General features: G+C 42.2%; 18 protein-coding genes and 2 tRNA genes. 11 read left to right on the top strand and 9 right to left on the bottom strand.

The features are described from left to right. Nucleotides 1–6 precede the first annotated feature (6 nt). Entirely contained in the window at nucleotides 7–2,778 is a 2,772-nt protein-coding gene (locus K2W90_05600) for an insulinase family protein (protein ID MBY0353810.1), read from the top strand. Between the two features lie 24 nt (nucleotides 2,779–2,802). Here the strand turns inward: K2W90_05600 and K2W90_05595 are convergent, their stop codons facing one another. The 8 genes from K2W90_05595 to K2W90_05560 all read right to left on the bottom strand — a co-directional run bounded on the left by K2W90_05595 (nucleotide 2,803) and on the right by K2W90_05560 (nucleotide 10,392). Continuing rightward, complete coding sequence (locus K2W90_05595) at nucleotides 2,803–5,187, bottom strand: hypothetical protein (GenBank protein ID MBY0353809.1); 2,385 nt, start codon at nucleotides 5,185–5,187, stop codon at nucleotides 2,803–2,805. Between the two features lie 223 nt (nucleotides 5,188–5,410). Beyond that, nucleotides 5,411–5,635, bottom strand: a complete 225-nt coding sequence (yidD, locus tag K2W90_05590) for a membrane protein insertion efficiency factor YidD (protein MBY0353808.1) — start codon at nucleotides 5,633–5,635, stop codon at nucleotides 5,411–5,413. Continuing rightward, nucleotides 5,632–5,979, bottom strand: coding sequence for a ribonuclease P protein component (locus tag K2W90_05585; protein MBY0353807.1), 348 nt, complete (start codon nucleotides 5,977–5,979; stop codon nucleotides 5,632–5,634). Before K2W90_05585 ends, yidD begins: the two co-directional genes overlap by 4 nt. A gap of 30 nt (nucleotides 5,980–6,009) precedes the next feature. Beyond that, nucleotides 6,010–6,144 carry a 50S ribosomal protein L34 gene (gene rpmH, locus K2W90_05580; protein MBY0353806.1) on the bottom strand — a complete coding sequence of 45 codons (135 nt, stop codon included), beginning with the start codon at nucleotides 6,142–6,144 and terminating at the stop codon, nucleotides 6,010–6,012. 142 nt (nucleotides 6,145–6,286) lie between these two features. Continuing rightward, entirely contained in the window at nucleotides 6,287–7,645 is a 1,359-nt protein-coding gene (locus tag K2W90_05575; GenBank protein MBY0353805.1) for a hypothetical protein, read from the bottom strand. Nucleotides 7,646–7,894: 249 nt separating this feature from the next. Further along, a tRNA-Leu gene (locus K2W90_05570) sits at nucleotides 7,895–7,978 on the bottom strand. An 84-nt stretch (nucleotides 7,979–8,062) separates the two neighbouring features. After that, a tRNA-Lys gene (locus K2W90_05565) sits at nucleotides 8,063–8,134 on the bottom strand. A gap of 47 nt (nucleotides 8,135–8,181) precedes the next feature. Further along, nucleotides 8,182–10,392 carry a dipeptidyl peptidase 3 gene (locus K2W90_05560; GenBank protein MBY0353804.1) on the bottom strand — a complete coding sequence of 737 codons (2,211 nt, stop codon included), beginning with the start codon at nucleotides 10,390–10,392 and terminating at the stop codon, nucleotides 8,182–8,184. 129 nt (nucleotides 10,393–10,521) lie between these two features. On the opposite strand from K2W90_05560, the gene ruvB reads away from it, so the two are divergent. The 9 genes from ruvB (at nucleotide 10,522) to K2W90_05515 (ending at nucleotide 19,078) form a co-directional block, all read left to right on the top strand. Next, nucleotides 10,522–11,559 (top strand): Holliday junction branch migration DNA helicase RuvB, encoded by a 1,038-nt coding sequence (gene ruvB / locus K2W90_05555; GenBank protein ID MBY0353803.1) that lies wholly within the window; start codon nucleotides 10,522–10,524, stop codon nucleotides 11,557–11,559. Between the two features lie 148 nt (nucleotides 11,560–11,707). Beyond that, nucleotides 11,708–12,268 carry a hypothetical protein gene (locus K2W90_05550; GenBank protein ID MBY0353802.1) on the top strand — a complete coding sequence of 187 codons (561 nt, stop codon included), beginning with the start codon at nucleotides 11,708–11,710 and terminating at the stop codon, nucleotides 12,266–12,268. Between the two features lie 114 nt (nucleotides 12,269–12,382). Then, complete coding sequence (locus tag K2W90_05545; GenBank protein MBY0353801.1) at nucleotides 12,383–13,072, top strand: hypothetical protein; 690 nt, start codon at nucleotides 12,383–12,385, stop codon at nucleotides 13,070–13,072. A 75-nt stretch (nucleotides 13,073–13,147) separates the two neighbouring features. After that, the gene (locus K2W90_05540; GenBank protein MBY0353800.1) at nucleotides 13,148–14,179 is read left to right on the top strand and encodes a hypothetical protein; all 1,032 of its coding nucleotides are present in this window, start codon (nucleotides 13,148–13,150) and stop codon (nucleotides 14,177–14,179) included. Nucleotides 14,180–14,215: 36 nt separating this feature from the next. Continuing rightward, complete coding sequence (locus K2W90_05535) at nucleotides 14,216–15,193, top strand: hypothetical protein (protein ID MBY0353799.1); 978 nt, start codon at nucleotides 14,216–14,218, stop codon at nucleotides 15,191–15,193. Beyond that, on the top strand, nucleotides 15,193–15,864 hold the full coding sequence (locus tag K2W90_05530; protein ID MBY0353798.1) for a hypothetical protein: 672 nt from the start codon (nucleotides 15,193–15,195) through the stop codon (nucleotides 15,862–15,864). Before K2W90_05535 ends, K2W90_05530 begins: the two co-directional genes overlap by 1 nt. Before the next feature lie 243 nt (nucleotides 15,865–16,107). Next, nucleotides 16,108–17,415: a hypothetical protein gene (locus K2W90_05525; GenBank protein MBY0353797.1), complete on the top strand. Its 1,308-nt coding sequence runs from the start codon at nucleotides 16,108–16,110 to the stop codon at nucleotides 17,413–17,415. Between the two features lie 209 nt (nucleotides 17,416–17,624). Continuing rightward, nucleotides 17,625–17,822, top strand: coding sequence for a hypothetical protein (locus K2W90_05520; GenBank protein ID MBY0353796.1), 198 nt, complete (start codon nucleotides 17,625–17,627; stop codon nucleotides 17,820–17,822). Between the two features lie 74 nt (nucleotides 17,823–17,896). After that, nucleotides 17,897–19,078, top strand: coding sequence for a branched-chain amino acid transport system II carrier protein (locus tag K2W90_05515; GenBank protein MBY0353795.1), 1,182 nt, complete (start codon nucleotides 17,897–17,899; stop codon nucleotides 19,076–19,078). Nucleotides 19,079–19,149: 71 nt separating this feature from the next. Here K2W90_05515 and K2W90_05510 read toward each other — a convergent pair whose 3' ends face one another. After that, nucleotides 19,150–19,770, bottom strand: coding sequence for an aquaporin (locus K2W90_05510; GenBank protein MBY0353794.1), 621 nt, complete (start codon nucleotides 19,768–19,770; stop codon nucleotides 19,150–19,152). 191 nt (nucleotides 19,771–19,961) lie between these two features. Here K2W90_05510 and K2W90_05505 point away from each other — a divergent pair, with 191 nt between their 5' ends. Further along, nucleotides 19,962–20,858 (top strand): Rpn family recombination-promoting nuclease/putative transposase, encoded by an 897-nt coding sequence (locus K2W90_05505; protein MBY0353793.1) that lies wholly within the window; start codon nucleotides 19,962–19,964, stop codon nucleotides 20,856–20,858. Nucleotides 20,859–21,027 lie beyond the last annotated feature (169 nt).

The following is a 21,027-nucleotide window of genomic DNA, read 5'->3' as shown; positions in this document are numbered from 1 at the left end:
AGTTTCATGGAATTTTTTGCAAAGTATAAAATGCTGTTTGGGTTTACTTTTATGCTGGTGTGCGTTGCTGGCTTTTTGTTCGTTTGGCTGCGCATGTATCGTTCGCGCGGCATGAGCCAATCATTTTTTCGCACGCGCCCCAATTTTTTAATTTCGACCGAGGGTGTTACCAAGCACACGCTAGAAAACGGCATGACGTTGCTTATTTTCAAAAATAATTCAATTCCAAAAGTGCTCATGCAAATTGCTTACAACGTGGGTTCATACGTTGAAGAGGGCGGCGAGCGTGGCCTGGCGCATTTAATTGAGCATATGATTTTTAAAGGCACGCAAAAAATGTCAGAAACTGATATCGACGAAATTGCCCGTAAGTACGGTGTTTCACACAATGCGTTTACTTCAAAAGATGTGACCAGTTATTATTTTGAATCGAACAAAAATAACTGGAAGCCGTTTATGAGCGTTTTGGCAGACTGTATGCAAAATGCACGTTTTGACGACCAGCACCTTGCTTCAGAGCTTAAAGCAGTGGTGCAAGAATTAAAAATGTATAAAGATGATTACTGGTCAATGATGTTTGAAAAAATTAACAGCGTGCTCTTTCCAGCCAATCATCCGTACCACTATCCAATTATCGGCTACAAAGACGATTTAATGAATTTGTCGTCCGACACACTTAAAGCCTTTTACAAAAAATACTACACGCCAGACCGTGCAACGCTGTTTGTGATTGGTGATGTTAACCCTGACGAAGTAATTCAAGAAGTTAATGAGCAGTTTGGTTCGCTTACCGCAGACCACGAAGCGCAGATTCATTCGTTTCCGCGCCTGCCAATCGATTTGAGCACGCAGCACACAACGCTGTTTGAAGATATTGCCACTGAGCAGCTTGGTTTTTATTGGCGTATTCCGGGTCTAAAAGATGAGCACGAAATGTTGTCGAGCATGGCGGCGTATTTGTTGGGCGGCGGTGAGGGCAGCCGCATGCACCGTGCGTTGGTGGACGAGCACAAAGTTGCTTCATCAATTGGTGTTTATGCTGAAAAATATATGGAAGAGGGTGTCTTTGCTATTTTGCTCGAGCCGGTTAACGGCAAGCGTGAAGAGTGCTTGCGCATTGTTCGTGAAGAGCTTAAAAAAGCAGTAGATAAAGGTTTTAACGACAAAGAGCTTGAGCATGTTACCAAAACGCAAGCGAAACGCTTTTTCCAACGTATGCAACAATTTAAAAACTTTACCTACGAATGGTTGACCTCATTTTTTGCCACCGGCGATGAATTTGCCGTGTTTAAGCGCGTAAACAAATTTGTTGAAATTGAATCGGCTGACGTTCAAAAGTTTATTGCGCAGTATTTAGATCCAATTTTGGTTAATCAAATTGAAGTGATCCCAATGCCGGACGCGTGCAAAAAATTGAGTGAGCGTGCTAAAAAAGAGTCTGACCAGCAGGACGAAGATTTATTGGCAAAGTATGAGCGCACGCTGCCTATTGAAGGGCCAAAACTGGCCGAAACGTTTGCTCAGCCAAGCATGCTCGACTTTACCTTTCCAAAGCCGCACAAAACGTTGGTGCTCAATAATGGTCTTAAAGTTTTGTTGCATCAAAACCATTACTTGCCACTCTTGAGTGTTAACTGCAAGTTCAAAGAATCTTTCTATCTTTCCAACTCCCGCGAGGGCGTGGTGCTTGATTTGATGATGGAAATGTTGATGGAAGGCAGCAAAGGTTTTGCCAAAAAAGACAACGTCGACTTCTTTGAGTTTCATGGTGCGGGCTACAGCTTTGGCGCCACCGGCGCAGGACTTTCTATGCTCAATGCCGATGCCGACATAATTTTTGAACGCTTTGTGCATGTGCTTACGCATCCAACGTTTCCCAGCGAAGCGCTAGAAAAACTAAAAAATATTGCGGTTGATGCATTTTTGCGCAGCAAAGATGAAATTACCGATCGTGGTATTCGCGAACTTAAAAGTATGATTTACAAAAATCATCCATTTGGTTGGCAGATTGATGAAGCGATTGAAATGGCTAAAGCAATGACCGTTGCCGACGCTGCGCGCTTGCACAAAGAATATCTGTCGCCAGAAAATATGATTTTAACGGTGGTTGGTGATTTTGATATGCAAGCAATGGAAGCCACCATCCGTTCAGTATTTGAAAAAATGCCTGCCGGAAAAGAAGTTACGGTGCAGCGCCCAACGCTTGATTTTACACCAAACCAAGTTTCCGATATCCGCATGGTGCGCGATCAAGTGGTGTTGCTCTTTGGCCGACCATCGCCGGTAACTATTTACCACCCCGACCTTATTCCGCTCAAGATTTTGAACTACATTGGTTTTTATTCGCTTGGTTCGCGCTTGTTCAAATTGCGTGAACAATCTGGGTTGTTTTATACCGCTTTTGGCGGTTGGGCGTCTAACGCCAGCAAAGACACCGGCTTTGATTATGTTGGTGCTATTTTAAGTCCGGACAAACTTGAAGTGGCAGAAAAAGGTATTCGTTCATTGATTGAAGAAATGGGCCACCATGGCATTACGCAGGTAGAGCTTGATGGTGCGCGCCAGCTGTATTTGAAATCATTGATTGATGCGGTTTCAAACAACGCTGCGGTTGCTGAGCTGCTTGGTTCGTTAGAAGCTTTTGGTCTTGGCTTTGATTATTACGACAAAGCGCTTAAGCAAGTACAAACAATTGAGCTTGACCAGCTTAACAAGCTGTGTGCTCAGTATTTTACTATGAATGATATGGATCGAGTTCGTGTTGGTAGGGTAGGCTGAAGGCCTACCCTCGATTCAATTATGTCAACTTGTAGCAAAATCGATCCAATCATCTGTCCAATCTTTGTCAGGAGTATTGCCGCTGTCAATTCTATCTTGCCAATCACTTTTGAATTGCGGTTCATCGAAAATTTTTCCCTTATCTTCAATTTCTTGTTTTGCTCGAGCGATTTCATCTTCTAGCTTGAGACCAGAGGTTGGTCCAGAGCTAGAGCTAGTTCCGGTTGATCCGGAACCCCCACCAAGACCAATGCGTCCCAAAAGACCTCCCCAAAATCCAGTACTTCCGCTTCCGCCTCCGGTAGGTGTGCCGCCTACTGGTGTTGTGGTTGGTGGTGTTGATGTGATTTCATTAATGATGGTATTTATCGCTGTAGTTTGCATGAGAGGTGCCGTTGCTGGTGGTACGATGTCTGTTATTCTGGTATTTGTTTTTGCTGCGTTTAATTTTTGAATCAGCCAGGTTTCTCCTGTTGGTAAGGCAGGTGTTGCAACTACAGGCGGCGGTGGAGGAATTGCTCCTGGTGCAAGGGGTATTCCGCCTCCTGCCACTGGAGCAAGTACTACTGCTGGTGGGTTGTAATCTGCTGCAACGGGTGGGTTATCAATGAGATGCAAATTTATAATATTTAAGGTATCGGTTGCTCGAGGAATACTGTTTTGAATTAACTTTTTTGTTGATTCAAATAGGAGTGGCCATTTACAGAGATCTTGTGAAACTGGTGCAGTAGAAGATGGGTAATCTATTGTTTTGACAAGACTAGTTTTTGGCATGACGAAGCCAAATGTATCACTGATTATTTGGTTAAGGATTGGTTTACTTGCATCAAAGTGTGGGATTGGTGTCAAAAAGTTTTGAAAGACTGCATCAAGAAAAACATCTTTAGAAAAGGTCTTAGTGCCGATAGTTAATGGGTTTTTTAGTTGCGTTGTAACAAATTTATTAACTCTAAAAACTTGGACAATGTCTGCAACTTGTTGATTAAACAGTGCTTGTTGTGTAGCAAAATCAGGAATATTAAGGAATCGTGAAGTGTCAGTACTTTGCATGAGGTACGCTGGGTTAGAAAAATCAGCGATTCTTTTTGCACGGTGTTTAATTGGTTCAAAGAAGTAGGTGAAGTGAGTTTTTTCTGATAGTGCGGGAATTTTTTTGTTTAAAAAATCAAAAATCTTTTTAAGTACATGTGACATTATTTTTTTACGAAAATCTTCATAAGTTCTTCCACCAGTTTTTCCACCTTCAATTACCCATGTTCCTCGAAAATCTTTATAATTTGCGATGTCTGTTGTAAGCCCAGTTATAGATGAAGCCTCTGATAATTTATTAAGTTCATTTGCCGAAGCTTCTATTTCCAAATTTGCTTTCTTGTTGCTGATTTGGAGATTATCTATAATGCCCATATTTTTTAAACGCGGGTAAGTATTTACAATGCGAGTTAGCTCTGTATTGATTTGGTCTATATTGAGGTACAACTTAAACTTTGTGCCTTCTTTTTTACATTCGATAAAGGTATTTTTAAAAGCTTGATTAATCGCATTTCCGTGCTGTGCTAGCGATGGAGTAGTTATTTTGGCTTGATTTTCTTTGTGTATGAGTGCTTTAACCAGAACAATAAAAATGTTTCGAACTAAGCCATCTTTTTTTACTTGAATTTTTGCATAACCAGCCTCAGTATGAATAACCTTTAAAAGCGCAAAAAGAGCGGTTATTGTTTTTACTCGTTCTTTTGCCAAACTTGATTTGATTGCATCATTAATTAAGTGTTCTCGTTGTTTAAAAAATCTTTCTACTAGCTTGTTTTGGTCTGTCGGTTTTATTTCTCTTAACATGTCATTTGAAAATGCTGACCAACTTGTTACGTTGCTTCGGTTTATAGTGAGGTATTTGTCGAAAGTAGAAAGACTTAAAAGATTGTTGGTTAAAACTGTTTTTATGCTGTTATCGCAAGCAGGTTCAAATATAGTGTTGCGTCGATTTTCTAAAGCTGTTTTAAGGAGAGAATATGTGATTTTATTTAATCCATCAGCACTGATTCGTACCTCTTCATCATGACTATATGTTCGGCTACTAATTATAGTATTTACTACTGCAGGATTTGATGTCATGTAATCAATCATACCTTGCAGTAGGTAGAAAGTTCGAAAGTCTTCTTTGCCATACGATGATAGAGCATCTGCAAAATCAAGCGTATCAACAAATTCTTGTAAGCGATCTTGTTCAGATTTTTGTGCAAAGGCATTGACTATTACGTTGTTTAAAGCAGCTTCAGCTGCAATTCTATTGGTTTCTTCGGTTGCAGCAGCGGTGAGAATTGCGTCTGCAGCAGCAGCTGTTTCTGCAATTCTAGCTGCTTCTTCTGCTTTTGCCGCAGCATGAAGAGCTGATTTTTTGGCCAGCTTTGCCAAACTACCCCCCAATTGCCCCAACTTACTTTTAAGTGCAGTTAAGCCACTTTTAAGCTGATCGAGTGGGTTGGTGGCAGCGCCGTGCGCTGCTGGCCCCCAGGAAATGATCGATGCTTGAAAACACAACAAAAAAAGTATTAAGCGTTTCATGCGCACACTCCTTTGGTAACAAAATTTAATTTACCTCAAGGATAGGCGTTTGTGCTTTTGCGCAGCAATAGTTTTAGTTAAAGCGACTGAAAAGGCGCAATGCCAGTGCCGTCAGCGGATTGCAGCTGAGCACGCGCAGGGTAATTTTGATTAGTGCGATAGGAAAGAATGTTTCTTGGAGCGTGAGTTTGGCATAGTCTGAGCACGAAAAGGGATAAATGCAGCAGACGTTCATGTACCCAAAAAAAGGGCGGATTAGATCGAAAAAGGCAATAATAAAACGATGGTGCAGCTTCATGAATAGCATTTCACCAAGAAATCTTTGAGCTGGTCAAAGCTGAGGTCCAACGCTGGCTTGTAAACCAATAAAATTCCGTGGACTGGCTTTTGGTACAGACCTTCTTCATAAAAGATACTTTTAAGGCGCCGGCGGACCAGGTTGCGGTCGTGTGCTTTGCCAGTTTTTCCCGGCACAATAATTAAGAGCTTGCCGCTGCCTGGTTCAATTGGCATGGCGGTTTGCAAAAGTTTGAGTCCGTTGCATCTACCCGCGATTCGGGCTTTTGCAAAGGCAGCATCAATTTCTTTTTTTTGAAACGAGAACATTTTGTGGGGAATCTTCATAATTTTGAAAACAGTCATGAAAAAAGGGCCTTGCGGCCCTTAAAATCTTTAAACGGCAAGGCGTTTGCGCCCTTTAGCTCGGCGACGGTTCAAAACATCGCGGCCTTTGGAAGTTGCCATACGCTTACGAAAGCCATGCTTTCTTTTACGTTTTTTGTTGCTTGGTCTATAAGTTATTGACACGATTGCTCCTAGCGATGATCATTTTTTTGTTACGATTGTTACAATGTGAAAATATTGCTTCAATCACCTGTCTCATTGTAGCTGATAAATGCATGAAGTGCAAGCTAGGAATAATCTTGAAAATCAGGGCATTTTATGCCTGTCAGTGGGTGAGGACATGAATAATGTGGTTGAGCGTTTTTTCGCGCATAACCGTTTGGGCTAGCAGACCCGTATTTATGGGAGTGTTTACAATATCAATTTTCTCGATTAGTGGCTTAAAATAGACAAATTCGCGTAGTCGTTTTGAGTTAAAAAGGTGGAGGTAGTGTTGCATATCTTTCAGTTCAATTTTAATGTTTTCATTGTAGGCAATTTGGTCGACCAAAATCTCTTCTTTGAGCTGTTTTTCGGCTAGCTGTTCAATATGGTCACCAAAGTCTTTTTGGGCTTTATAGACCTGATAGTCGGGCTGTTGGGTAAGCGAGAGCAAGATATCTTCTTGTCGGCGCAAAATGAGATGCTTAGGAATTTCAAAACGATGTTTGGTCAAAAAGAGATGGAAAATTTCTTCAATAATCGATTTGCGTTGTGACTGGTCGTTGCGGTACGAAAAGACTTCCATCAATTTATTGTGAATTTCCGTTTTGTTTTTAAGCTTGAAAGCGCTTTTAAAACAATCTAGCGAAAGATTGGTGCCTTTGATAATTGAATTGATTTTGACTAAAAAGTCATAGCGGTAGTTTTCATAATCGTTAATTGAATCGTCAATTTCTAGATGGTTGGTTATAAAAGAATCGTTGATGTTTTTACCTAAAAAGAGGGTACCCAGTGGATCGCACACTTCATGGGTTTTTATTTTTATCCAAAAAGTACTGACTAAGTTTTTAGAAACTTGCTCATTTTTTTTGTTAAAAAGTGTTGTCTGAAAACAAACCCAATCTCCTTCTTCAATTAACGAATGATTTTGTTTGCGCTCAGATATAGTTTCTTTGTCCATAAATTGTACGACTTGCTTGTCCAAATCTTTGTATTTTTTGCGTTTGGGCGATTTGAATGAAAAGTGTTTCCATTCTTTAAAAGGTATGGGGTCGGCAATTGAAATATCAAAAACAAATGAGATTGAATGGTCTGGGTTGAAGGTTATTTTGTTGAGGCGCGGATAGTTGGCCATTAAAATTTTGCGTGCCAAAATTTCAGTCATTAAGTGATCAATAATGAGATGTTTAAAGAGATAGTTCTTTATCTTTTTGTTAATCTCGTTTTTGAATGACTCTTCAACGTAGGCCGATGGAATCTCTGCTTTGTCGAAACCGTCCAAATTTTTCCCTTTGAACAGTTCTATAGTTTGGTCATAAAGACATTCGGTAACCTGCGGATGAACGTCAATGGTGAGTTTGAGCAAATGTGACGAAATTTGATGCGCAGAAAAATTTAAACTCGGCAAAGGTTTCTTTTTTAAAGATTCCTTAAGTGGGTCTAATTTCTGGTCGAAACTATTTTTTATCGTGCTACTATCCATGCTTTCTCCTTTTTAACAAGATAGGCGCAGAAAAACTACTTAATGTTTTTCAGTATAGCGCACGATTCCACAAAGTGGTCAAGTGTTAAATATAATATGATGAGAAAGTTGCCCCTTCGACAGGCTTGCACCGTTGCCAAGTCTATGGTGCACAGGCAGGGCGAACGGGAAAGTGTTCTTCGAGACATTCGACGGATGAGCTGGAGGGCGTAGGGTGCCTGTCCCGTCGTAGCCTTGGCGAAGACGGAGTGCAAGAGGGGGGACTCGAACCCCCACCCTCTCTCGAGGACTGGCTCCTAAGGCCAGCGCGTCTACCAGTTTCGCCACTCTTGCAGGGGTTTCTAGGCAGTTCTTTTTATATATAAATCATTTAAGAAGGATGCCTGTCTGCCGTAGCCACGAAGGGCGTAGGCAGAGTGGGTCGCCAGGGACTCGAACCCTGAACCTGCAGATTAAGAGTCTGTTGCTCTACCATTGAGCTAGCAACCCACCAAAATTGTACCTGATTTTTGCAAAATGACAAGAAAAATCAGAACTTAAACCGTTGAAAGCTCAAGCTGTGCGTAGTGTTTAATTTGTTCAAACGCATTGTTTGGCCATTCGGCTTTAATATCAATAACCGTGTTGTTATCATCAAAAACTGGGCTCAAGTGTGGAGAGAGGACAGCAGTAGCTTTTAAGTGCCCCACAATTGCTTGCTTGTTTTCTTTTAATGCTTTCAGATATTCAGGATGGCGTAGCGGACGGCCATACGTTTCAACCAAATCGCGTGCAGCCAAGCCGTCGCCGGTTGATTTAATATGTTGCACCAGCTGCATGAGCTGGGTAATTTTGGCATACGTTTTTGCCAAGTCGGCAACGCGCAAGCCCACCACCGTGTGCTGTTTGCCGTTAACCTCAACCTTTTCTTCAACCAGTTCAAGTGCGCCGGCATCAATTAAATAGTACATGATTGTGCAGTTGGCGCGCGCATGGTCGCCAGAAATTTCAGTTGCCGTTTCGTTTTGTTGCAAATAGCGGCGCAGGCCCGTTTTAGCCATGCCTAAAATAAGTTGGTTAATCATTTCGTCGTTGGTCAATTTGCCTTCCCACGCGGTCAGCAAGCCAGCGGCTTTAAGTGCTGGTAAATGATTGATACTGATGTAAAGCGCGTTAATTTCTGCGCGCAGCTCTTCAATAGTGCTTTCGTAGCCCGACAAAAATTCACTGACGTTTTTGTTGGTGACCGCAATGGTGTCGCCAACATTATAGGTTTGCCCGCCAATTAAAAGTTTTTCACCATCAACAAAAGTATGCGTTGCAAGCCTACCGCTACCGTGGCCAATTGTTTCGTGCAAAATGCATTGCACATTCCAAATATCTTGTGCCAACTCATTGTTGGGGTCGTGCTTTGCTAGCCAGTCGGCTTCGTCTTTCAGGTTAAAAAGTCGACGAGAAAGGTCTGCGTTGAGCATTGTTTCTAGCCCTTTTTCTGCCGGGTAAATAATTTGTTTAGAGCCGTACGTTGAGCGAATATCTTCATCGTTGGGTAGGCAATAAGCAGCGGTGATAAACATTGGCCCAAGCCCGCCGGTGCCAAATACTTTATTGTTGATTGAAGCATTAGGAATGCAGGCAGCACCTTTGTCCAGTACATCACGCTTAAAGGTTGGTGGAAGCGGCATGTCGCGTTCAATGCTGGGCAAGATAGCATTAAGTTTTTTTATGTCGACCGCTTTAATAGTTGCTTCTGCCTGAAAATGCCCGCGTTGCGATTTGGGGTCGTTATAGGTTTCAATGAAACCAAAGTTGTAGTCCAGTGCGCTGTTGCTTTTGAGCCATTCTATTGAATGGAGCTTGAAGAGCTCTTCGTCGCCTTCTTCCAGGTGCCCCACCAAATATTCCAAACTTTTTGCAAAGTGGTTATCAAAATGAGTAGGGTTTTTGAGTGCGTGCTCATGAGCCAGTTTGAGCCAGTGCTGCGCAACGCCCAGCTCTTTGCCATACCGGCCTTGCACGGCGTAGGGCGTCATGCGCGGCGTGCGTACATTGTTGCTGGTGTCGCAATCAAAATAGGCATTAAGTTTATTACGTTCGTGTGCGGTGAGTTGTTGGTAGTCTTGCTCGGTAAAGTTTGGCGCGTACATATTGACCGCACTTTGTTCAATGCTGTTGGGAATGGTACAGGTTGGTTCAAAACTGGCATCAAAGAGTGTTTGTTGTAGCTCAGTAATTTTTGTTTGAGCATTTTCAATGCCGATAAGGCTGAGTGCGTTGGTAAGTGTTTCTGGTGTGAGTGTTGCAAGGCCGATTGTTTGTGGTGTGCGCTTTTCGTCCCGATGCTCGCGTAAAAAATATTGGCCGTGGTTGCTCCACAAATAAATGAGATACGTTTGAGCATCTTTAATAAATTGGTCCGGATCGCAGCCTAAATCTTGGGCCGAAGCTTGAGCAAGCTTTGTGCGATTATTTTCGATTGTTTTAAATAGATCCATAATCTGAATGCCGTGTCGGTGCAGTTGGTCGGTGGCTATGCGGTTGCCTGGTAGGCTTGCTCGCCACAAATAATACAACATAATGCGTTCAGGTGTTGCCAGGTTGTTGTACAAATCAACAAGATTCTCATTAAACTTTACGGCAATTTCGTGAAACTGTTCAATTGATGCTGGTGGATTGTTTAAGCGCATAAAAACTCCTTGTGGTGCTGTTGCGTGTAAAGAAAAATGGCAGAGTGTTCCTGCCATAATATTCTTTATTATTATATTCACTTTTTAGCTCCTTTTTGAGTGATACGTTTCGGCCGCAAAAAATTTTTTTCAAAAACTTTCTTGATTGTAATAATTTTGCTACCATCTTAAATTATTTTGGACAATCTGTTAAGAAGCGGATGGAGAGCCATGAGTCTTGAAGCGCCAGTAGAATTACTCAGTTTACAAGAAATAGCTGAAGATAAGCTATTTACTTTTGAGCCGTCAACATTTGACGACTATCTTGGTCAGTCAGTAATTAAAGAAAAGTTAAATGTGTATGTCAAAGCGGCAAAGATGCGTAACGAGCATTTGGACCATCTTCTTATTTTTGGCCCTCCCGGTTTGGGTAAAACAACCTTGGCGCGCGTTATTGCCAAAGAACTTGATGTTGATTTTAGAGTTACTAGTGCGCCCGTGATTGAACGAACGGGCGATTTAGTGGCTATTATTTCAAGCCTTGAACCAAAGGCCGTTCTTTTTATTGATGAAATTCATCGCCTGCCAAAAAATGTGGAAGAAATTTTGTATAGCGCCATGGAAAACTTTTGTGTTGATGTGATTATTGGCCAAGGTGCCGGTGCTAAATCAATTCGTTTACCGATTAATCCTTTTACGCTGATTGGCGCTACAACCAAGACTGGTGCGCTTTCTGGCCCGTTGCAAACGCGCTTTGGTATTGTAGAGCGTATCGATTTTTACGAGCCAGCAGAGTTGGCAGCTATTGTAGACAAGAATGCTACGTTTTTGGGCATGCCTATTGAAGCGGCAGCGGCGTTGACTATTGGCCAGCGCGGGCGAGGTACGCCGCGGGTGGTAAAAAGAATTTTGCGCCGCGTGCGTGATTTTGCACAAGTGCATAATTATAAAATTATCGATACCGCGGTAGTAAACCAAGCGTTACAATTTTTAGATATTGATGAAGATGGTTTAACAAAACTTGATCGTAAAGTTTTGATTCATATTATTAAAGATTTCGAAGGAGGGCCGGTTGGTATTGAGACATTAGCTGCAATTACGGGAGAGGACAAAGACACACTCGAAGATTTTTGTGAACCATACTTGATTCGCTTGGGTTTATTGCAAAAAACCTCTCGTGGACGACAAATTGCTTCACGAAAAATTATTTCGCTCAAACGAAAATTGTTTGGCGAGACATTTGAAGAGCAAAAAAGTTTAACAGAATAAGCTTTTTCTTGTTTTTTTGTTGACTTGTGCTTTGTTTTTTACTACATTCTCTCCACTCATGAGGTATAAGGCGTTGTACGTAACGTTTCTTGAAATAGATGTTTTGGTGTTTAAGTATAATCTCTTTTTTTCCGAAGGAATGATCACTATGATGAAGAAAGCATTGGTTCTTTCATTGTCCCTTGGTCTTGTTGGTAATGTTTCAGCAACTAACGTTGATGCTCTTGTAAAACTTGCACAAGCAGAAGGCGTTTCAGCTGTTGAACTTCTTATTGCAGAAGCTGCTTTGAATGATGAAGCAGTAGTTAATACCAAAGTACGTAACAAGTACCTTGCTATTGGCGCAGGCGCTACCTTGGCAACAGTTGTTGTTGCTGGTTTGATCGCTAAAGGTTACAGCGTGTACAAAAAAGACGCGACTGTAAAATTGGCTGAAAAAGTTGCATCTGCAGCTAAAGGCGCAAAAGACGCTGAAGCTCTTGACAAAGAAATTGAAAAAATCTTGAAAGATGTTAAAGAAGACAGCCAAAAAGCTGCGATCAATGAAATCGTTAAAGGTTTGAGAGAAGAAGCTGCTGACAAAAATGTTGATGCAAACAAGTTCGTTGCTGCATTTGTTGTTAAGAATCTTCAAGCAAATGCTTTCGCAAAAGCTCAAGAAAAAGCTGTTGCTGACTTCGTAAAAGCAAATGCTAAAAAAGCTGAATAAGCTGATTTTAAAACTAAGTAAGTATTACTCTTACTCTTAAGTTTTAGTAAAAAGGGGCGTTCTTAGGAATGCCCCTTTTTTTATTGGGAAAATTAAACAAGCGAAAGTGAAATCATGAAAAAATTATTGCTGACATCTGTTTTAGTGTTTGGCTTGGGCGTGCAGCACGCAGCATGCACAACGGCAACCAACTATGTTCAAGCTGACGTTGAAGCGCTTATTGCGTATGCGCAACAAAACAATCTTTCTGCTGCTCAAACACTGAAATTGGCTCAAGAGTCTATCGACCAAGCAGCGCACTTTGATGATTTTAATGTTGAGGTCAAGCAAGACAATAAACAAAAGATGCTGATTATTGCCGGCGTAGTTGTTGTAGTGGTAGTTGTTGCTGGCGTTGCTTATTATTATTACAACAAGAACAAAAAAATTACGACAGCGCGGCAAGCTGCCGAAGAAATGTTGAAGAAGCTTGATTCTATGGATCTTGATTCTATGGATAGTGTTGAAGAATTTGAGAAAGAACTTGAAACACTGCAAAAAAGAGAAGACTTGAGCGATGAAGAAGTTGCTCATTTTTTGAGAGCGTGTGAGAAAGTAGTAGGAGATTGTCAGGGCGCTGTTTTGAGAGCTGGACTGAGTGGAAAACTTCGTACGCCAAGAGATGCAAAAGAATTTGTTAAACAATACTTCCGAGAAAGCTTGTTAAAAGGGATTGATGAATCTTACAAAAAAGGTTTTACTCCTGAAGAGCTTGCTGAAATAAAAGAACAAGCTGCGCGCGGAAGAGCGAAACAATCGCGATAGTTTCTTGCACTGTTAATAATGTTGTGGGGCCTGATTACAAAATCAGGCCCTTAGCCAACTAGAGAAAGCACGATAATGAAAAAATTAGTACTCTGTTTAGTTTTGCTACTTGGCTTTGGCATGCAGTCAGCAAAATGTCTGACTGTTGATCAGCAATCTTTAGATGTTCAAACGGATGTTGAAACGCTTATTGCGTACGCGCAGCGAAATAATCTTTCTGCTGAACAAACCTTGAAGTTAGCTCAAGAGTCTATCCACCAGGCGGCACACATAGAAAGTGCTGAGCTTGAAGTTGAGGGCAGCAACAAAAGAACCTTGTTGATTGTGGCCGGCGTAGTTGTTGTAGTGATTGTTGTAGCTGGTGTTGCTTATTATTTTTACAAGCAACAGTCTAAAAATGAGCAGGGTGGGGGTGAAGAATCTGAAAAAGGCGATAAGTCTGCCACGCTTAAAGCAGCGCACGATATTATTTTTGTGATGCCCGATGAGATTGAACGTGCGATACCAGAAGAAAATTTTGATATTATTGTTGGGCATTATACTGAACAATTGTCTGAGTTTGACCGGGCTCATTTTATGAGAGCTTTGGACCAGAGTAATCATGATGCTCACGTGTCACAAAAATTGACAGAAGAAAATAGGCCACTTGCTTGTCAGCGCCATTTTGTGCAAAACATAGTGCAGCTTGTAGAGCAGTCGTACAAACAACCAATGAGCAAGGCTGACCTGCAGCACTCGTTGCGCCATGTTGGTAAGAGTAGCAAGCATGCGCCAGCCCGCGACCTTGCGCTCGAGGCATTTACCAAGCTTGAGGGAGTTGCATCAGAACAAGAGTCTGAGGCAATTATAGAAGATTTACGAAGAAAGCCTGGTGTTAACGCTGAGCAAACAGCCTATTTTTTGAGAGGTTTTTACCAAGCGCGTCGTCAAGCCGCTGCGGCAACGTATGCAGCCCGTAATCTTGATGAAAAAAATTTGCCAAATGCTTATTGGTCTCAACAAGAAATACAAGAACGACGAAGACTTTTGCGAGAAGAAGTTGAAAAGTCATGCGTTGAGCCTTTAACATTGGCACAAATGAATGAAATTTTGGCAAACCATTACTGAGTGTTTGTATAAGTTTTAAACCAAGAAAGTTACATTATGCAAAAGTTATTGATCGCGTCTGTTTTGGCGTTTGGCTTGGGAATGCAGCAAGCAGCGTGCGCGTTCGCAACTCAGCCAGCTTTAAATGTTCAAGCGGACGTTGAAACGCTTATTGCGCACGCGCAGCGAAATAATCTTTCTGCCGAGCAAACGTTAAAATTGGCCAAAGAGTCTATTGATCAAGCAGCACACGTCGAAAGCGCTGAGCTTGAGGTTGAGCAGAGCAACAAAAGAACTTTGTTGATTGTTGCTGGCGTAGTTGTTGTAGTGGTGGTTGTTGCTGGTGTTGCGTATCATTTTTATAAGAAAAAGAAAGCAGATGAGCAGGGCGGGGGTGGCCAAGGCGGTGGCACTAACGAAGATCTTGCTACAGCAGAAGAGGTAGCAAGAGAATTGCACAAGCGTTTGAATGTTCCATCACATTCTGTTTTGACCGTAGATAAACTTGATGAGTTAGAAGAGATTATTGCCGATCCTGTACTTACGCTTCATCTGAGCAAACAAGACTGTGCATATTTAGGATTTGGCTTGCGACAAATGCGTGCAGAACTATTGGCAAAAGGAAGAGCGTCTGCTCCATTTGAAGGATTTGTGCTTGAGGCGCGTCATGAGTCTTTGACACCAAAAGCGGTTGATTTTTATGCTGATGAGCTTTTACGGTTTGCGCCTTCTGCTCCAATTACTACGGCGCTACAAGCTGCCAGATTAGTGCGGTGGTATGCCGGTAGAGCGCCCGGTTCAAGTGCTGAGCGAGAAGAGCTTTTTCTTGCTGAGTTGCGACGAAGAGATAAAATGCCACAAGAAGAAAGGGCGCTTTTTGATAGGACATGGGCTCGATTGGAAGAAGAAGCAAGGGGCCGTCTGCGCAACCCGGATTTGTTGGAACAGGTGGCGAGTGGTAGTTTAAATATTTCTGACTGGGTCAGGGAATACCGAGACGCGGATATGGTTTCTGAAATTGAGAAAGCAAAATAATGAAAAAATTATTATTTAGTTCAGTTTTGGTGCTTGGTTGGGGAATGCAGCAAGCGGTTTGCAATGCTACAACTCAATCAGTTTTAGTCGTGCAAAAAGATATTGAAACGCTTATTGCACATGCGCAGCGAAATAACTTGTCTGATCTAGAAATACTAGACTTGGCACAGCGAGCTGTTGACCAGGCTGCGCGTGTTGAAAGTGCTGAGCTTGAAGTTGAGCAGAGCAACAAAAGAACGTTGCTGATTGTTGCCGGCGTGGTTGTTGTAGTGGTGGTTGCTGGCGGTTTGATTTATTATTTTTATAATAAAAAAGACGAAGAAGCGCAAGAAATTACCACAGCGCGCCAAGTTTGCCAAGAAATACTTAAGAAAATGGCTGCTGATTTGCCGCCCGACGAACTAAGAGAAGAATTGAATCGAATGGGTAAAGAATTGACCGTTGAAGAAAGAGCATATTTGAGGAGGGCATGGGAGGTGCATGGTCGTAGGTTAGAGCACGCTGGCAAAATGGCTGGCTTTATTAGCGAGGACCAGCTCTTTAATTCAAGAGAGGGTATACGGTTTTGCTATGAATATATCCGTAAAAATCTTTTAAATACGGTGGACGAATTGTACGAGCGACCATTGACTCTGGCTGATCTTGAAAAAGCACGGAAGTTTGATTGGTAGTTCCTTGCAAAATTATGTGAACATGGTACGTTTAAAAGCAGTACCATGTTCCAAACCAAGAAAGATATCGAGTTCAGTAAATCAGCTATTCTTGCCACAACTTATTCTCATCCATTCTTTCTCACAGCATTCTTTGCTATGATCATGATGCCTCGCTTTGGGGCATAACTTTTTTTATTCGCACAAAACAATTCTTTTTTCGTAATTTTTTAATAACTCCTTAAATATAAATAAGGACTCTTTATGAATGCAAAGACTGTTCAACGCGGTTGGTTTCAGCTAACGCCATTTATGGTGTTTGTTGGTCTTTTCTTACTCTCAACTTTTTGTTTCTCGCTGCAACTTTCGCCGATCTTTTCGTGCGCGGTTGCCCTGATTTACTCGTTTTGTATCTTTCCACAAAAAAAGAGCTTGAACGAAAAAATTCAGCTGTTTGTGGAAGGCAGTGCTCGGCCGACCGTGGTAACCATGTGCTACATTTATATCTTTACCTCGATCTTTTCGTACATTTTAAAAGATATCGGCGGTATTGACGCAGCAGTGCGCATTGGACTATTTTTAATTCCGAGTGGCTTTTTGCTGCCTGGTTTGTTTGTAACCGTCAGCCTGTTTGCTGTTGCAATTGGTACGTCGATGGGCACTATTGCTGCTTTCTTGCCAATTGGTATTGGCATTGCGCAAACGGTTGGCGTGGAGCCAGCGCTCATGGCTGGCCTGGTGGTTGGTGGCGCAATGTTGGGTGATAATTTGTCCATTATTTCAGATACCACCATTGCCGCAACGCAAACAACCGGCGCGCGCATGATCGATAAATTTAAAGAAAATGTTTGGTTGGTACTGCCTGCTGCAGCGCTGACGCTGGTAGTCTTAACATTTATCAACAGCTCGAGTGTGCATGTTGCCGCTGCATTTGCGCAGCACAGTTTGCAGATGATTGACTTTGTAAAAGTCCTGCCGTACGTGATTATTTTTGCTTTGGCACTGGCCGGCATTGATGTGTTGGCGGTGCTGGTGGGCGGGATTATTGCTGCACTGGGCATTGGCTGGTGGCTTGGTGCCTTTTCATTTTTGCGCGGTAGTGCGTTGCTGGTGGAAGGCTTTTCTAAAGACCAGGGCGGGATTCACGAAGTGCTTATTTTGTCGCTGCTGGTTGCCGGGCTTTCGCACATTGTTGAGCACAACGGCGGTATTGCGTATTTGCTCGAACGTTTTAGCAAGCACATAAAAAGTTCTCGCGGTGCAGAGTTTGCCATGGCCATGTTGGTCTTTTTGGTCAACGCGGCCGTTGCTATTAACACCGTTGCTATTTTGGTTACCGGCCCAGTTGCCAAACGCATTGCACATCAATTTGGTGTGACGGCCAAACGCACCGCCTGCTTGATTGATATTTTTTCATGCATCTGCCAGGGCATATTACCGTACGCGCCCCAGCTTTTGCTGGCAAGCTCGCTGGCCGGTGTTTCCAGCATTGCTATTATGCCGCATTTGCATTATCAAGGCTTTATTTTTGTGGTCGTGGTGCTGACCATGATTTGGCCTAAAAAACGCTAGTTTTTTTCCAAAGAAAGAGAGTCAATCAACCAGTCGTCGACTCTCTTTCTTTGCCTGTAGGCTGCCATAAGCGCGTGCCAGAAATTCTATAGTTGCAAATAATAGCCTGTTGCGGTACAATAAAACAGTTTATTTTTCGCTGGAAAGGTCCAGCGGCGCCCAACATGCGTTGGTTTTATTATTCATCGAGGTTTTTGTGAGGAGGAAGCATGAATGCTTTTTGCCCGGAGGTTATTGGAAGCGCTTTGCCGAGTCAGTTGAATAACGGACAAACCTTTATTCACGTCAATTCCATTATTACCACTATTGCCGACATTATGGCCATCATTGCCATTGTCGCCTCGTGTACCTCGACGATTGTGCTGCGCGCCCACGCGTATATTTCGTATCTGGGCCTTGCGGCCTAACACAAATTCGACCATAAATTTCCTCATTTTTGTTATCATATTTTTTTTTGAAGAAAGCACATTAAGGATGCGCTATGAATTTTTCTAACATAATTTCTGTTGGCTTTGCCATATTCGCTATGTTGTTTGGTGCAGGAAACGTTATTTATCCGTTGGTTCTTGGCCGAGACTTTGGTAGCAATGTTTGGTTTGCGTTGGCCGGCTTTGTAGTAACTGCGGTATTTGTTCCACTCATTGGCTTGGTTGCCACCATGTTGTGCGACGGGCAGTATAAAAAATTATTGGGCAGCTTGGGTAGAATTCCAGCTTCGCTCATCGCGTTAGTGTGCATGGTTTTGATTGGACCTTTTGCATTAACACCACGGACCATTACCGTTGCCCATGCGGCGGTTAAGTTGTACTTACCATGGTTCAGCATTTTTTATTTTTCACTTGTTTCAGGTGCATTGATCTTTTGCGCAACGGTAAAGCAAAGCAAGGTTATCGACATTCTTGGTACCTTTTTGGGACCGATTAAAGTTGGTTTGTTGTTGATTGTAATTATCAAAGGCTTGCTTAACCCGCACGAGTTGCTTCCTGCTACCGCACCAATTTTAGACAGCTTCTTTACTGGCTTGACCACTGGCTATGCAACGGGCGACTTGTTGGCCGTTATTTTCTTTTCAGGCTTAATATTGTCGGGCTTGCGCAAAGGTATTGATGGCGCGCTTGATTACAAAAAGCTTGCAATTATGGGCTTGCTTTCAGGCTTGGTAGGTGCATTTTTGATTGGCTTGGTGTATACCGGTTTTTGTTTGGTTGCAGCATTTAACGGCGCTCAAATTGCCAACGTTGCCGACGGCGACATTTTTAGTGAATTGTCTCGCATCATTTTGGGTAATGTTGGTGGTGTGTTGCCAAATATTACTGTTGCAATTTCGTGCTTTGCTACCGCGGTTGCGCTTACCGTTGTGTTTGCAACCTACTTACAAAAAGAGGTGTTTGCAGGCAAGCTCAGTTATCGTGTTGCATTGATTACCACCATTACTATTTCAACAATTATGTCCAACTTGGGCTTTAGCGGCATTATGAAAGTTACCATGCCGGTCATTTCGTTGATTTACCCAGCGTTGCTTGTGTTGGCGCTTGTTCAAAGTGCGCATGTGTTGTTTGGGTTTAAATGGATTAAAGTGCCGGTGTTTGCTACTTTTGCAGTTACGGTAGTTATGTATTACTGGTCATACATAACGCCATTTTTACCTGCAGTACTTGTTTAGAATATTTTTTTGTGAAAAAACAAAAGGGTCGCTTTTTTACAAGCGACCCTTTTGTTTTTTGAAATGTTTTTTTAGCTAATTTTTTTTTGAAAGAGTGTGGCAAGAAGTGCGCCAAGAAGTGGACCAACCAAATACGTAACCAGATGCATGAGTGAGCTTGGGCCTGTTTTTATAAGAGTAAGCAGCAATGCGCCAACGCCTGTTGCAGGGTTAAAGGTGCTGCCGGTCAGTTCGCCAGCGCAGAAAAGAATAGCGGTAAGCGTTAAGCCAATAATAAGGCCGTCGGTGTTGCCGCCTTTTGTTTTGTCGGCATCGAGTGTGAGCCACACGCTGACTAAAATAAATGAAAAGAGTGCTTCAATTAAAAGAGCTTCCCAGAGTTTTATAGTGTCGAGCGGGTGTGGGGAGTAGGTATTGTGTGACAAAACAAAAAAGAGCACGCAAGCAAGAAACGCGCCAATGGTTTGTGAGGCTAGGTACCAGCAAAGATCTTCATTTTTGAATTTGCCTTTAAACCACGCAGCCAAGGTAATTGCAGGGTTAAAGTGTGCGCCGGAGGCGTTTTTGCCAATGTAAATCATGGCGGTTAAGATAAGACCAATTGCCAGAGGGTTGCCGGTGAGGCACACGGCAAAGGTCAGAAAAAATGTGCCAACGAGTTCGGCCAGATAGGTTTTTTTGAGCATCATCATAATAAAAATTCTCCTTTTTTATGCTATGAAATTGCCGGTATTTTGAAAAAACTACGATCAATTATTTATGAGAGGCCTCCTTTCGTAAAAGCTTTTTTAAAAGTATTTTTCAATTTTATTGCCATTTGTACTATTTTGCAACTTTTGTCAAAATGCTATAAAATGAAAGAAAATTGTTATAAGGAAAAAGCATGAAATTTCTTGATCCCAAAATTGATCTAGCGTTTAAACGGTTGTTTGGTTCGGAAGATCACAAGGGGGTGACTATTTCGTTTCTTAATGCGATGTTGGAATACACCGGTGATCGGTGTATTGAAACCATTCAATTTTTGAATAATGAACAAACTCCCGCAAACCTTGATAAAAAAGAAAATATTCTGGACGTTTTTTGTACAGACAAGGCAGGTCGCAAATTTATCATTGAAATGCAAAATGCCTGGATGAGGTCGTTTAGTAAACGCATTGTGTACTACGGTGCAAAAACATATGCGAGTCAGTTGGGCAGAGCGATGCCTTACGATGACTTGGACCCGGTCACTGTGGTTGCTATAACCAAACAATTTGAAGTATTCCCCGAAAAAATTGGTTACAAATCTATTCATCATCTTACTGATGCAAAGACTTTTGAGCATGATCTTGATGATTTGTCATTTGTCTTTGTTGAGCTTCCCAAGTTTGTCAAAGCAGAGCATGAGCTGGTAACTCACGAAGACAGATGGTTATTTCTGCTCAAGAAAATTGGTTCCTATGATCACATTCCAGAGCCGCTTAAACAAGGCGAATTTGAGGAAGCCTGTCAGCTTCTTAATCACATGACATTGTCTGCTTACGAACAAGCACTGTATGAAAAGAGGCTTCTCGATACCCAGGCAGCAGAAATTAATGCCGACCTTGCCATGAATGCAGCAGAGTACGCAAAAAAAGCTGAGTACAAAGGACGTGCAGAAGCTCAGCGAGAAATAGCAAAACGGCTACTTGACCAGGGTCTTGATACTGAAATAGTGGCCAAGGCAACAGCACTTTCGCTTGATGAGATTGACTCATTAAAAAAACCAGAAAAGCATTACGGAGCCGGGATCCTTTCCTAATTTTGTTGAGTGTAATCGACAAATAAACGCAAAAAAGCTACATTAAGTAGCTCGTTTTTACATTATTTTTTGAACTAGAGTAAGGCATGTACGCCATAATTTGTTGAGGAGTGAGTATGTCTGGACATTCTAAATGGTCGACGATAAAACACAAAAAAGCAAAACTTGA

The organism is Candidatus Babeliales bacterium, assembly GCA_019749895.1.
Taxonomy (GTDB): domain Bacteria; phylum Babelota; class Babeliae; order Babelales; family RVW-14; genus AaIE-18.
This window is presented reverse-complemented; position numbering and strand designations above follow the sequence as displayed.

Coding starts and splice junctions, on each gene's coding strand:
- K2W90_05600 (MBY0353810.1), top strand. CDS start 7: ATGGAATTTTTTGCAAAGTATAAAATGCTGTTTGGGTTTACTTTTATG.
- yidD (MBY0353808.1), bottom strand. CDS start 5,635: ATGAAGCTGCACCATCGTTTTATTATTGCCTTTTTCGATCTAATCCGC.
- K2W90_05585 (MBY0353807.1), bottom strand. CDS start 5,979: ATGACTGTTTTCAAAATTATGAAGATTCCCCACAAAATGTTCTCGTTT.
- K2W90_05575 (MBY0353805.1), bottom strand. CDS start 7,645: ATGGATAGTAGCACGATAAAAAATAGTTTCGACCAGAAATTAGACCCA.
- ruvB (MBY0353803.1), top strand. CDS start 10,522: ATGAGTCTTGAAGCGCCAGTAGAATTACTCAGTTTACAAGAAATAGCT.
- K2W90_05550 (MBY0353802.1), top strand. CDS start 11,708: ATGATGAAGAAAGCATTGGTTCTTTCATTGTCCCTTGGTCTTGTTGGT.
- K2W90_05545 (MBY0353801.1), top strand. CDS start 12,383: ATGAAAAAATTATTGCTGACATCTGTTTTAGTGTTTGGCTTGGGCGTG.
- K2W90_05540 (MBY0353800.1), top strand. CDS start 13,148: ATGAAAAAATTAGTACTCTGTTTAGTTTTGCTACTTGGCTTTGGCATG.
- K2W90_05535 (MBY0353799.1), top strand. CDS start 14,216: ATGCAAAAGTTATTGATCGCGTCTGTTTTGGCGTTTGGCTTGGGAATG.
- K2W90_05530 (MBY0353798.1), top strand. CDS start 15,193: ATGAAAAAATTATTATTTAGTTCAGTTTTGGTGCTTGGTTGGGGAATG.
- K2W90_05525 (MBY0353797.1), top strand. CDS start 16,108: ATGAATGCAAAGACTGTTCAACGCGGTTGGTTTCAGCTAACGCCATTT.
- K2W90_05520 (MBY0353796.1), top strand. CDS start 17,625: ATGAATGCTTTTTGCCCGGAGGTTATTGGAAGCGCTTTGCCGAGTCAG.
- K2W90_05515 (MBY0353795.1), top strand. CDS start 17,897: ATGAATTTTTCTAACATAATTTCTGTTGGCTTTGCCATATTCGCTATG.
- K2W90_05510 (MBY0353794.1), bottom strand. CDS start 19,770: ATGATGATGCTCAAAAAAACCTATCTGGCCGAACTCGTTGGCACATTT.
- K2W90_05505 (MBY0353793.1), top strand. CDS start 19,962: ATGAAATTTCTTGATCCCAAAATTGATCTAGCGTTTAAACGGTTGTTT.